The organism is Micromonospora sp. NPDC049060, from assembly GCF_040649055.1.
Classification (GTDB): domain Bacteria; phylum Actinomycetota; class Actinomycetes; order Mycobacteriales; family Micromonosporaceae; genus Micromonospora; species Micromonospora reichwaldensis.
Genome location: NZ_JBEZEV010000071.1, coordinates 24,421 through 36,424, shown reverse-complemented (window position 1 = coordinate 36,424; position 12,004 = coordinate 24,421). Strand labels below are relative to the sequence as shown.

The following is a 12,004-nucleotide window of genomic DNA, read 5'->3' as shown; positions in this document are numbered from 1 at the left end:
GGTCGAAGTAGGCGACATCCACGTCGCGCTCCGGCGAGGCCGCGATGTTGCTGATCGCGTCCCAGACGCGGTTGCGTACGAAGCCGGCACCGATCGCCCGCCAGGGGTGACCGCCGCCGGCCGGCAGGGGCGGCGCGACGGTGTCCGGGGCGGCGCGCGCAGGACGCCGCCGGTGGCTGGCCTGGTCGGCGGGGCGGCGACACGCCGAGCGGGTGCGACCGGGCCGCCGGGCGGTGGCGTACAGTCGGCATCGGCGCGGACCTCCTGGGGCGATGGTGATGCAGACCGGGGTGCGCAGCGGCGCCGCGAAGGACGTCGGACGGCTCCGACGCCGGGTGGTCGTCGGGAGGGGGCAACGAGCACATGGCTGGCAACGGTGACCGTGCCGAGACCTGGACGTCGGAGCTCCGCGAGCAGCAGGCCACGCTCGGGGCGGATCTCGGTCCGGCGGATCCGGCGGCATACACGATGCGTAAGCCGATTCCCGAGCCGATGCCGACCGACCGGCACGGCCCGGCCCGGATCATCGCGATGGCCAACCAGAAGGGTGGTGTGGGCAAGACCACCACGACCATCAACCTGGGCGCCGCGCTGGCCGAGTACGGCCGCAAGGTGCTGCTCGTCGACTTCGACCCGCAGGGCGCCCTCTCGGTCGGGCTGGGGGTCAACCCGCACAACCTCGACCTGTCGGTCTACAACCTGCTCATGCAGGACGACGTCACCGCCGAGGACGTCCTGATCAAGACCGACGTGGCGGGGCTGCACCTGCTGCCGGCCAACATCGACCTCTCTGCGGCCGAGATCCAGCTGGTCAACGAGGTCGCCCGGGAGATGGCCCTGGCCCGCGTGCTCCGGTCGGTCCGCAAGGAGTACGACTACATCCTGATCGACTGCCAGCCCTCGCTGGGCCTGCTGGCGATCAACGCGCTGACCGTGGCGCACGGCGTGCTCATCCCGCTGGAGTGCGAGTTCTTCAGCCTGCGCGGGGTGGCCCTGCTGCTGGACACCATCGACAAGGTGCGTGAGCGGCTCAACTTCGACCTGGAGCTCGAGGGCATCCTCGCCACCATGTACGACAGCCGCACCACCCACTGCCGGCAGGTGCTCCAGCGGGTGGTGGAGGCCTTCGGCGACAAGGTCTACCAGACGGTGATCACCAAGACCGTCAAGTTCCCCGAGTCCACCGTCGCCGGCGCCCCGATCACCACGCTCGACCCGGCCTCGTCCGGCGCCCGCAACTACCGCCAACTGGCCCGCGAGGTGATCGCCGCCCAGGCCGAGCGGTAGGCCGGCGTGCACCTTCGCGCCGAGCCGGCCGGGGCGTGGACTACGGTCTTCCGGTGACCGCGCCACCCCTCGACCCTCCGACGACGCCGGAGCAGCCGCCCGTACGGGCCGCCGAGGCCGTCGCCGAGGTGCCGACGGATCCGGCCGGCGTGCCCGAGGCGGCGGTGGAGAGCGGCGGGTTCACCGTCCGGCTGGCGAACTTCACCGGCCCGTTCGACCTGCTGCTCCAGTTGATCGGCAAGCACAAGCTCGACGTGACCGAGGTGGCGCTGCACCGGGTCACCGACGAGTTCATCGCCTACATCCGCGCCATGGGCGACCAGTGGGACCTGGACGAGGCCAGCGAGTTCCTGCTCATCGCCGCGACGCTGCTCGACCTGAAGGCGGCCCGGCTGCTGCCCGCCGCCGAGGTCGAGGACGAGGAGGACCTCGCGCTGCTGGAGGCGCGGGACCTGCTCTTCGCCCGGCTGTTGCAGTACAAGGCGTACAAGGAGGCGGCGGCGCACATCGCCGCGCTGGAGGAGGTCGGCGGCCGGCGCTACCCCCGCGCGGTCACCCTGGAGGCCCGGTACGCCGACGCGCTGCCCGACCTGGTGCTCGGCATCGGCCCGGAGCGGCTGCTGAAGCTGGCGATCAGGGCGATGACGCCGAAGCCGGTGCCCGAGGTCTCCATCGCCCACGTGCACATGGTCCGGGTCAGCGTCCGGGAGCACGCGGGCATCCTCACCGAGCGGCTGCGCCGGGTCGGCACGGCCACCTTCTCGCTGCTCTGCGCCGACTGCGAGGCCACCCTGGAGGTGGTGGCCCGGTTCCTGGCCCTGCTGGAGCTCTACCGGGAGGGCCTGGTCGCCTTCGTCCAGGAGCAGGCCCTGGAGGAGTTGACCGTACGCTGGACCGGTCCCGCCGACGGCGGCCCCGACCTGCACGTCGACGAGTACGCCGGCACCCCGCCCGAGTCGGCCCCGGCGTCGCCTGAGCCAGCCCCGGCGTCGCCTGAGCCAGCCCCGGCGTTGCCTGAGCCAGCCCCGGCGTTGCCTGAGCCAGCCCCGGCGTTGCCTGAGCCAGCCCCGACGTTGCCTGAGCCAGCCCCGACGTTGCCCGAGCCGGCGGGCTCCGGTCCGTTGCCGGCGGCGTCGGCCGAGCGGCGGCCGGTGCCGGACGGCACGGCGGACGAGAGCGGCTCAGGCACGGTCACAGGTGCACTGGCGGCCGACACCGCATCGGCGGCGGACGCCGGATCGGCCGTGGTCGACGCCGGAGCGGTGCCGGGGGACGCCGGTTCGGTGGCCGACGCCGGATCGCCGCCGGATGCGACGGCGGACACCGGATTGGTGGCCGACAACGAATTGGCGCCGGGCGCGACGGTGGACACCGGATTGATGGTCGACAGCGGAGCGGCGCCGGGTTCGGTGGCCGACGCCGGATCGGCAGAGGCCGACAGCGGAGCGGCGTCGGGTGCGGCGGTAGTGGAGAGCGGGACGTCGCCGGGTGTGGCGGCGGACGGGAGCGGGGCGGCGACGCCGGAGGAGCGAGCGGGATGAGCAACGACGAGCGTCGGGACTCCCTGGCCGACCAGGCCGCCGCCTGGGTGCCGCCCTGGCAGCGCCCCACGGCCCCCGCCGCGGCCCCCGAAACCGGAGATCTTGGTACGTCCGCGCCCCCGGAGGGGCCCGAACCTACCAAGATCTCCGAGGACTCCGACGCCGCACGGGAGGCGGGTGTGGGGGCGGGCTTCGAGGATTCCGACGCCGCGCCCGGAGCGGAGGCTGGCTCGGGCGCGGCGACCGTGAACGGGGACCAGCCCGGGGAGCCGGCAGGGACTGAGGAGCCGGCACCGGCGGCAGGGCTTGAAGAACCGGCACCGGCGGCAGGGCCTGAAGCGGCGGCACCGGCGGCAGGGCTTGAAGATCCGGCACCGGCGGCAGGGCCTGAGGAGCCGGCATCGGCGGTCGGGCCAGCAGGGGCGGCCGGGGAGAGCGGGGCCGCGGGCGGGCCGGCGGGAAGTGGACCGGCGGGGGAGAGTGGGGCTGCGGTCGGGCCGGCGGGGGGCGTACCCGCGAAAGGGCCGGCGGGGCGGCGGCGGGCGGTGCCCGAGCCGGCGCCGGAACTCGACGACGCGGAGCTGCGCGGGGCGCTGGAGGCGATCCTGCTGGTGGTGGACGAGCCGGTCAGCGAGTTGGTCCTCGCCCAGGTGCTGGAGCAGCCCGCCGAGCGGATCGGGCCGGTGCTGGACGAGATCGCCGCGGGCTACACGGCCGCCGGGCACGGCTTCGAGCTGCGCCGGGCCGCGGGTGGCTGGCGTCTCTACACCCGCCCGGAATACGCCACCTACGTGGAGCGGTTCGTACTGGACGGGCAGTCCGTGCGGCTGACCCAGGCGGCGCTGGAGACACTGGCCGTGGTCGCCTACAAGCAGCCAGTGACCCGGTCGCGGATCTCCGCCATCCGGGGTGTCAACTGTGACGGGGTGATCCGTACCCTGGTTTCCCGCGGGTTGGTCGAGGAGTGCGGCACCGAACCGGACAGCGGGGCGTTCCTCTACCGGACCACCACGATGTTCCTGGAGAAGCTCGGGCTGAACAGCGTCGACGACCTCCCGCCGCTGGCCCCGTTCCTTCCCGACGACGTAGAAGAGCTTGCCGATGCCACGCGATGACCGCACGCCCCGCCCCGACGCGCCCGCCTTCGAGGGGGCCGAGCGCCTGCAGAAGGTGCTGGCCGCCGCCGGCGTGGGTTCCCGGCGCGCCTGCGAGGACCTGATCTTCCGTCGCCGGGTCACCGTCGACGGCCGGGTCGCCCAGCTCGGCGACAAGGTCGACCCCGCCACCGCCGTGATCCACGTCGACGGCGAGCGCCTCGTCGCCGACACCCGACTGGTCTACCTGGCCATGAACAAGCCCCGCGGGGTCGTCTCCACGATGGCCGACGAGAAGGGCCGCACGGCGCTCGCCGACTTCCTCGGCAACCGGGTGGAGCAGCGGGTCTACCACGTCGGGCGGCTCGACGCCGACAGCGAGGGCCTGCTGCTGCTCACCAACGACGGCACGCTCGCGCACAAGCTGATGCACCCGTCGTACGGGGTGCAGAAGACGTACCTCTGCGAGGTGTCCGGGCCGATCCCGCGCAACCTCGGCAAGCGGCTGATGGCCGGCGTGGAGCTGGAGGACGGCCCGGCGAAGGCCGACTCCTTCCGGGTGGTGGACACGCTGGGACGGACCGCCCAGGTGGAACTGAGCCTGCACGAGGGACGCAAGCACATCGTCCGCCGCCTGCTCGGCGAGGCGGGCCATCCGGTGAGCCGGCTGGTGCGTACCGCGATCGGGCCGATCCGGTTGGGCGACCTGCGCGCCGGGCGGACGCGGCGGCTGACCAACACGGAGGTCGCCGCCCTGTTCAAGGCCGTGGGTGACTGACCCCCGAGTTCGGGGTACGGCTGCCGGTAGGCTCCCTGGCGGCCCGGCGCGGGCGGCGCCCACCGGGCGGCGCGACGCCGGGCATCATTGAGAACGTTTGGACAACCGCTCGCGACACATCCGGTGTTTCGTGAGGTACGGGCTGAGGAGGACGACGGTGGAGGAAAACGAACGGGCCGGGCGATGTGTGGTCGCTGTGGACGGACCGTCCGGTTCGGGTAAGTCCACCGTCTCCCGGCGGCTCGCCGTCGGCCTCGGTGCCCGCTATCTCGACACCGGCGCCATGTACCGCGCCATCACCTGGGCGGTGCTGCGTTCGGGGGTCGACCTGACCGACGCCGAGTCGGTGGCCAAGGTCGCCGGCGAGGTGGACCTGCGCATCGGCACCGACCCGCAGGGGTACGGCGTGACCGCCGACGGCGTGAACGTCGACGCCGAGATCCGCGGGCCGGAGGTGACCGGGGCGGTCTCCGCCGTGGCCGCCGTGCCGGCGGTGCGCGCGCTGCTGGTCACCCGGCAGCAGGAGATGATCACCAATGCCGGTCGGATCGTGGTCGAGGGCCGCGACATCGGGTCCGTGGTGGCCCCGGACGCCGACCTGAAGGTCTACCTCACCGCCTCCGAGGCGGCCCGGGCCGCCCGACGCAGCGCCGAGGACGCCACCGACGTGGCGGCGACGGCGGCCGACCTGGCCCGGCGGGACCGGCTCGACTCGACGCGCAAGGCCGACCCGCTGACCCAGGCCGCCGACGCCGTGGTGCTGGACACCACCGAGTTGGGCATCGACGAGGTCGTCGGGCGCCTGCGCGGCCTGCTGACCGATCGGGGAGTGGCATGACCGACACCGACGGGTGGATCGAGCTGCGGGAACCGGACGTCGACACCGAGGAGCCGACCGGCCCGCAGCCGGTCGTGGCCGTGGTCGGCCGCCCCAACGTGGGCAAGTCGACACTGGTCAACCGGATCATCGGCCGCCGTCAGGCGGTCGTCGAGGACGTCCCCGGGGTCACCCGGGACCGGGTGCCGTACGACGCGCAGTGGGCCGGCCGGCAGTTCACCGTGGTGGACACCGGCGGCTGGGAGCCCGACGCCAAGGACCGGGCCGCCGCGATCGCCGCGCAGGCCGAGACGGCGGTCGTCACGGCCGACGTGGTGCTGTTCGTGGTCGACGCGATGGTCGGCTCGACGGACGTGGACGAGGCGGCCGTACGGATGCTGCGCCGCAGCGCCAAGCCGGTGATCCTGGTCGCGAACAAGGCCGACAACACCGCCATCGAGATGGAGGCCACCTCGCTGTGGTCGCTGGGCCTGGGTGAGCCGTACCCGGTGTCGGCGCTGCACGGACGTGGTTCCGGCGACCTGCTCGACGCCATCATGGCCGCGCTGCCGGAGGCCCCGAAGATCGTCGAGAACCGCCCGCGCGGCCCGCGCCGGGTGGCCCTCGTCGGCCGGCCGAACGTCGGCAAGTCCAGCCTGCTCAACCGCTTCTCGGGCGAGGAGCGGGCGGTCGTCGACTCGGTTGCCGGCACCACTGTGGACCCGGTCGACAGCCTGGTCGAGATCGGCGGGGAGACCTGGCAGCTCGTCGACACGGCGGGCCTGCGCAAGCGGGTCGGCAAGGCCAGCGGCACCGAGTACTACGCCAGCCTGCGGACCGCCGGGGCGATCGAGGCCGCCGAGGTCGCCGTGGTGCTGCTGGACTCCAGCGAGCCCATCAGCGAGCAGGACCAGCGGATCCTGTCCATGGTCACCGAGGCCGGCCGGGCGCTGGTGATCGCCTTCAACAAGTGGGACCTGGTCGACGCCGACCGCCGGTACTACCTGGACAAGGAGATCGAGCGCGAGCTGCGCCGCATCCCGTGGGCGATCCGGCTCAACCTGTCGGCGCAGACCGGCCGGGCGGTCGACAAGCTCGCGCCGGCGCTGCGCAAGGCCCTGGCCAGCTGGGAGACCCGCGTACCCACCGCGCAGCTCAACTCGTGGCTGACCGCGCTGGTGCAGGCGACTCCGCACCCGGTGCGGGGCGGGCGGGCGCCGAAGATCCTCTTCGCCACCCAGGCGGGCGTGGCGCCGCCGCGCTTCGTGCTGTTCACCACGGCTCCGCTGGACGCCGGCTACCAGCGGTTCGTCGAGCGCAAGCTGCGCGAGGAGTTCGGCTACGAGGGCAGCCCGATCGAGATCTCCGTACGCCCCCGCAAGAAGCTCGGCCCCGGCGGCCGGGGCAAGGCGCACGGCTGACCCGACCGATCTGAAGCCGGGTGGGAGCACGCTCCCACCCGGCTTTTCCGTTGCCCATCAACTTCCCTATCCTCCTAGGACGCTGTAGGGGATGTGCGCGGGACGACGCGTTCCGGCGCGGGAGGGGGCAGTGCGGACGGCGCGAAGATCCTGCGCTAAGCTGTACCGGCTGTCGCGGGGAGATCCGCGCGAGAGTATCGGGACGTGGCGCAGCTTGGTAGCGCACTTGACTGGGGGTCAAGGGGTCGTCGGTTCGAATCCGGCCGTCCCGACTGGTATTCACCAGCGGATATAGAAGATCATGTGTGATCTTGCGGTAACGCTGGCGGTAACGGAGATCGCTTAACGTGGGCTGCATCCACCGATCCCGTTACTGCGGAGGTGCAGCCCCGTGGCTGTCTACAGCTACCGCCTCGCCAACGGCCAGACCCGCTGGTTCTTCATCATCGACCTTCCGCCTGATGCGGATGGTCGTCGCCGCCAGCACAAGCGGCAGGGGTTCCCCAACCAGGCTGCTGCCCTGAGGGCGGAGCAGGACGCACGCGCCGCCTACGGCGGAGCGGACCTCGGCGCCGACGGCAGCATCGCCGCTGAGCTGGAGAGCTGGCTCAACGAGCGCGAGCTGGACGTCCAGGAGACGACCCTTAGCAACTACCGGGACGTCATCCGCTGCTACGTGGTCCCGCACATCGGCGGTCGGCAGCTCTACGCTCTCGACAAGCGTGTCCTTCATGACCTCTACAAGAAGCTGCTGAAGTGCGGCGGCAAGAACGGTGGGCCGCTGTCGCCGACCACTGTCCGCATCGTGCACCGGATCCTGATGAAGGCCCTGGGCGACCTCGGGGTCAACGTCGAGGGCGTGCGGCAGCCCCGGCAGGTCGAGCGGGAGACGATGGGGCGCAAGGGCGTGTGGACGCCGGCGCAGTCGGCGAAGTTCCTCAAGTACCACGCCGACCACCGACTGCGTGCCGCATGGGTGCTGGCGATCGTCGTCGGTGCCAGGCGAGGGGAGCTGGCCGGCCTCAAGTGGCCGCGCGTCGATCTCGACCGAGGAGTGCTGCTGCTGCACTGGCAACGCACCACGACCAGCAACGGGGTGGTGGAGAAGGCGCCCAAGGGCAAGAGCAAACGGGCGGTAGCGCTCGGGCCGGCCCTTGTTGCGGAGCTGCGTGCCCACCAGGAGCGCCAGGTTCTGGAGAAGGCCGACGCTGGCGTCCTGTACCACGACGGCGGTTACCTATTCTGCCGCGAGGACGGGGAGCCGTTCTACCCGAAGTACTTCACCGACCAGTGGGCGAAGGCGTGCGCGGATGCTGGGGTGCCCGTGATCGCGTTGCACGACGCTCGGCACACCTCCGCTACCACTGGCGCTGACGCCGGCGTGCCGGAGCACGTCATGCAGCGCCGGCTCGGCCACGCCGACAGCCGCACGACACGTGAGGTCTACACCCACGTGTTGCCCGAGAGCGAACGGAAGGCCGCGGAGCTCATGGAGGCAGTACTCGGCGACGCAGCGAGCTGGTCGCCGCGGAATAGCTAGACCGAAGGCGCTGGGTCACGCCCGACCGCAGTGCTTCTGGCTGCGGAGGTTGCCGGTGGGGGAGCCCGATGGCCGACCGTCAGCTCTTGCATCGGCACGGTAGCCAGCGGCTGTGGCCGTTGCCGTTACCCGTGGCGGTTGCTCTCACTCGGCAACGCGCCGAGTAACCGGGTGATCGCATCGTAAGGACTGACGCCGGTATCGGCGTGCTCACGACCTCAGGGGAGGGCGGCGGACGATGTCAACGACCACAACTGGCGGACGTAAGCCGGGCCAGGCGCTGGACCAGGTCTGGACGATCGAGGCGGTGCGGGAGCTCGGCGTCACCACCGACGTGGAGACCGCTGGAGCGATCCTGGGAATCGGGCGCACCAAGGCCTACGAGCTGGCCAAGACCAACGAATTCCCGGTACGCCTTCTGCGCGTCGGCCGGCGGTACCTCGTGCCCGTACCGGCGATCCTCAAGCTGCTTGCCATCGAGTAGCCGCCCTGCCGCTAGCCAGGCTCAGAGCCTGAGACAGGGAATCCCGGGACCGACCGGGCTGGTGCGCCGACAAACAAGAGGACCGACGGCGGGCACGGTGTGAGCCGGCACGCCGTCGGTCAGCCGTGTGAGTCGTTACGGTCCAGAGCGCTGGGACAGCGCCAATGAACTCCCGCAGCTCGGTGCGCCCGATCGATCAGCGGGGCCAGGCTGCGAAGCGTCGCCGTAGCTGTACCACGTCGGCGCGAGTCAGCTGGTACGGCACGAACGCCTCGTCGGGCATCCTGTCCAGGCGCCGACCCACCACTGGAACGTCCTCTGCCTCAAGTCCGGGGTCAACGCGGCGGGCCATGGCCAGCAGTTGGGCCGGCGTGTACTGGTCGAGCACTGCGGCCACATCGACGTAGTCACGCTCGCGGGCGCGTCCCACGAGCGCGGTGACTTTCCAGGCGAGCAGGTCGGCCAGGTCCATGACCGGGCCGACATCCATCACCACCGGAGCATGGAGTCGCGCCTGACAGGACAGGCTCAGCCGGACCACCTTGTTGCCCCGTTGAATCTCCCATTCCGTCATGTGGTCGTCAAAGCCGTAGATCACTGCCGACAGCTCGCTGTCGTCGGCGACCCGTGATACCTGGAAACCAGCTTCGAGCAACGCCGTCTCCACGGCCTCGGTCGCTGCGGCGACTCCGTCGGCGCGGTCGGTGAAGGCGTCGACGTCCTCGGTCGGCCGGTCGACGACTCCGTGCAGGAGCAAGGCCAGTCCACCGCCGAGCGCAAGTCCGTGCTGCTTGGCTACGGAGAGCGCGACCCGCGCGACCTCGACGTGCTCTGGGTCAGGGTGAGGCATCAGGCTGCGGCCGAAACCTGGCGCAGCACCGCATGCCGGTCCTCCCATGCGTGGCGCACACCCCGCGGCAGGTAGAGGTCGTTCCATACCCGGATCAGGGTCGGACCGTCGAGCCAGGCGCAGAGTTCATCAACCCGCACCGCTTCGGTCAGCACGACCTCGTACAGGGCGTTGCGCGCCCAATCCTGGTCCAGGTTGACGCTGCGGTCTGGCCGCCAGAGCAGCCGGTGTGGCAGCTCCACGACACCCCTGGTCGGTCCGTGCAGGGCGGCAAGATCGTCTACGACCACGGCGGAACGGCCCGGCCGGGCCAGATACCGCCGGGCGGAACGGGTCGAAGTGGCGCCCATGCGTCGAGGGTAGCGCCTCAAACGGGTAAAGGCGGGATGCTGCCGATGCCAACCGGGACGTCGTCAACGGCGGTCGGTCATTGGCGCCGCCTCGGCTCGTCGGCATCGCGGCCGCCGCCACGGCACCGACTCGCTAATCATGGCCGCGCAGCCTCTGCTACAGGCAGCGAGGAGGCGGTCAACCCGCGCTCCTGCGGCCCGCCGCAAACTGCCGCACGTCAGCGCTGCTGTGGCACCGCGACCGTTCGATCAGCGCGGCGCCCGTGTCGCCGGGCATGGTCTCGTGCGATCAGGACCACGCGACGTTCCCGCCACGGCTGCGCTGTCAGGTCGGGCTGGACATGGCCAACCACCACCCCGCCGGGTGTGCTCGACCGCGCCTGGTCGAGATTGGCTGCCAATGGCCATATCTTGCTCCCTGTCGCGGGCCATTCCGGTTCGCCGGCCGCTGCGGACCCAGATGTCCCGTCCGCGTTGAGTTGGCACCGTCCGGTATGACTTGGCACGAGGTTGGCACTGTCCGGGTTGAGGTGGCACGTCCGGTACGGTGCTGTCCGGTCTCAGCGAGGTTAGCGGGTTCTCGGCGAGTTGACAGGCTTCCCCGTTGAGTGTGCGTGTACTTGGTCTCGACCGGCAGTCAGCTGTGTGCCGATCGGGCACTACGGCGCGGCGACTGTTGCGGCAATGGCCGCGTACTTGCGGTCCGGGCGGTCCGGGGACTGCTGCTGCAAGCGCTGAAGTTCGGTGAAACCAGCCTTTGCCAGGCGGGCAGAGAATGTGTCTACGGGCCAGCGGTATGCCGTGTGGACCTTGTGGTCGAACGCGGCCACATCGTCGTCGCTGTCGAAGAAGCCGATCACCAGGTTCCCGGAAGGAGGCAGCATCCGGCGGAACTCGGCGAGTACCGCATCCAGCTCCGATGGCGGTAGGTGGATGGTCGAGTACCAGGAGAGGATGCCGGCCACCGAGTGGTCGGGAAGGTCCAGGTCCGTCATTGATCCGAGCTGGAACGCCGGCCCGGGAAAGTGGGTCCGGGCGTAGCCGATGAACTCAGGTACCAAATCGACGCCGGTCACGTTGGCGCCGAGCGAATGCAGGTAGGCGCTCCAATGCCCGGGGCCGCAACCGAGATCGAGCACGGCGCCGTCCAAGCCGACGAGGTGGTCTCGGACAAGGGCCGTGTCATCCACGTGGGCCTGCCAGTCACCATCGAACAGGGCGATGTACTGCTCGGACATGTGCGAGTAGGCGTCGCGGACCGGCTGGTTGCTCACGGCGCCACTCTAAAGTCTGCCCGCGTTCCGCCCCGAACCCAGTACGCGTCCGGGTTGAGGTGGCACGTCCGGTACGGTGCCGGGGTGCTGCGCGCGGTGCCGGGCCTGGGTGGGCCGCTGACGGCTGAGTTCGAGGTCGGCTACGTCGGCGCCGAGGGATCGGAGGTCCGCACCTCCTTGATCGACTCGGCGGGGGTGCTGTTCGAGCTGGTCAAGCCGGTACGCGGCTTCCCGTCGTACAAGCGGCAGCGTGAGGTTCCCCCGGTAGCTCGGAGGCTTTCGATCATGCTCTGATGGAGCTGAAGGGCGTCATCCGTGGCAGCACCGAAGAAGTACCCCGATGAGCTGCGTGAACGTGCGGTGCGTTTGTATCGGGAGTCGGACCCGAAGCCCGTGATCCGCCAACTGGCGCGGCAACTCGGGGTGCATCACGAGGCGTTGCGGAACTGGATCCGCCAGGACGAAGCCGACCGGGGCCAGCGCGACGACCGGTCCACGATCTCCGAGCTGGAGGAGTTGCGCCGGCTGCGGCGGGAGAACGCCGAGCCGAAGCGGGCCAACGAGATAC

Annotated in this window: 13 protein-coding genes, 1 tRNA gene and 2 pseudogenes; 11 read left to right on the top strand and 5 right to left on the bottom strand. The window is 70.9% G+C overall.

The genetic code is table 11. From position 1 onward, the window contains the following. Window positions 1–463, bottom strand: a 463-nt coding sequence (locus AB0B83_RS22585; RefSeq protein ID WP_357579827.1) for a nucleotidyltransferase family protein, incomplete at its 3' end; no start/stop codon positions are given. Here AB0B83_RS22585 and AB0B83_RS22580 point away from each other — a divergent pair. From AB0B83_RS22580 to AB0B83_RS22540, 9 genes and pseudogenes are all read left to right on the top strand, one after another. Beyond that, on the top strand, window positions 364–1,287 hold the full coding sequence (locus AB0B83_RS22580) for an AAA family ATPase (RefSeq protein ID WP_121397670.1): 924 nt from the start codon (window positions 364–366) through the stop codon (window positions 1,285–1,287). The two genes, AB0B83_RS22585 and AB0B83_RS22580, sit on opposite strands and share 100 nt — an antisense overlap. A gap of 35 nt (window positions 1,288–1,322) precedes the next feature. After that, window positions 1,323–2,231, top strand: a pseudogene (locus AB0B83_RS22575) (ScpA family protein); the annotation flags it as partial. Between the two features lie 593 nt (window positions 2,232–2,824). Continuing rightward, a complete protein-coding gene (gene scpB / locus AB0B83_RS22570) occupies window positions 2,825–3,943 on the top strand; it encodes an SMC-Scp complex subunit ScpB (RefSeq protein ID WP_357579826.1) in 1,119 nt (372 codons plus the stop codon). Then, window positions 3,930–4,700 (top strand): pseudouridine synthase, encoded by a 771-nt coding sequence (locus tag AB0B83_RS22565; RefSeq protein WP_357579825.1) that lies wholly within the window; start codon window positions 3,930–3,932, stop codon window positions 4,698–4,700. The genes scpB and AB0B83_RS22565 overlap by 14 nt, the downstream gene beginning before the upstream one ends. Before the next feature lie 157 nt (window positions 4,701–4,857). Then, a complete protein-coding gene (gene cmk / locus AB0B83_RS22560) occupies window positions 4,858–5,538 on the top strand; it encodes a (d)CMP kinase (RefSeq protein WP_311413896.1) in 681 nt (226 codons plus the stop codon). Then, on the top strand, window positions 5,535–6,938 hold the full coding sequence (der, locus tag AB0B83_RS22555; protein ID WP_132234404.1) for a ribosome biogenesis GTPase Der: 1,404 nt from the start codon (window positions 5,535–5,537) through the stop codon (window positions 6,936–6,938). Before cmk ends, der begins: the two co-directional genes overlap by 4 nt. 198 nt (window positions 6,939–7,136) lie before the next feature. After that, window positions 7,137–7,210 (top strand) — tRNA-Pro (locus AB0B83_RS22550). Between the two features lie 119 nt (window positions 7,211–7,329). Next, window positions 7,330–8,478: a tyrosine-type recombinase/integrase gene (locus tag AB0B83_RS22545; RefSeq protein WP_357579824.1), complete on the top strand. Its 1,149-nt coding sequence runs from the start codon at window positions 7,330–7,332 to the stop codon at window positions 8,476–8,478. Between the two features lie 238 nt (window positions 8,479–8,716). Then, window positions 8,717–8,962 carry a helix-turn-helix domain-containing protein gene (locus AB0B83_RS22540; RefSeq protein WP_210839716.1) on the top strand — a complete coding sequence of 82 codons (246 nt, stop codon included), beginning with the start codon at window positions 8,717–8,719 and terminating at the stop codon, window positions 8,960–8,962. 196 nt (window positions 8,963–9,158) lie between these two features. Here the strand turns inward: AB0B83_RS22540 and AB0B83_RS22535 are convergent, their stop codons facing one another. The 3 genes from AB0B83_RS22535 to AB0B83_RS22525 form a co-directional block, all read right to left on the bottom strand. Continuing rightward, window positions 9,159–9,812 carry a nucleotidyl transferase AbiEii/AbiGii toxin family protein gene (locus AB0B83_RS22535; RefSeq protein WP_357579823.1) on the bottom strand — a complete coding sequence of 218 codons (654 nt, stop codon included), beginning with the start codon at window positions 9,810–9,812 and terminating at the stop codon, window positions 9,159–9,161. Next, window positions 9,812–10,162 carry a hypothetical protein gene (locus AB0B83_RS22530; protein WP_357579822.1) on the bottom strand — a complete coding sequence of 117 codons (351 nt, stop codon included), beginning with the start codon at window positions 10,160–10,162 and terminating at the stop codon, window positions 9,812–9,814. Before AB0B83_RS22530 ends, AB0B83_RS22535 begins: the two co-directional genes overlap by 1 nt. A 659-nt stretch (window positions 10,163–10,821) precedes the next feature. Further along, on the bottom strand, window positions 10,822–11,436 hold the full coding sequence (locus AB0B83_RS22525; RefSeq protein ID WP_176733883.1) for a class I SAM-dependent methyltransferase: 615 nt from the start codon (window positions 11,434–11,436) through the stop codon (window positions 10,822–10,824). 54 nt (window positions 11,437–11,490) lie between these two features. Here AB0B83_RS22525 and AB0B83_RS22520 point away from each other — a divergent pair, with 54 nt between their 5' ends. Together AB0B83_RS22520 and AB0B83_RS22515 are read left to right on the top strand one after the other, a co-directional pair. Continuing rightward, entirely contained in the window at window positions 11,491–11,730 is a 240-nt protein-coding gene (locus tag AB0B83_RS22520) for a hypothetical protein (protein ID WP_357579821.1), read from the top strand. 21 nt (window positions 11,731–11,751) lie between these two features. Beyond that, window positions 11,752–11,919, top strand: a pseudogene (locus tag AB0B83_RS22515) (transposase); the annotation flags it as partial. Here AB0B83_RS22515 and AB0B83_RS22510 read toward each other — a convergent pair. Then, entirely contained in the window at window positions 11,865–11,996 is a 132-nt protein-coding gene (locus tag AB0B83_RS22510) for a hypothetical protein (protein ID WP_357579828.1), read from the bottom strand. The pseudogene AB0B83_RS22515 and the gene AB0B83_RS22510 overlap by 55 nt on opposite strands. Between the last annotated feature and the right edge of the window lie 8 nt (window positions 11,997–12,004).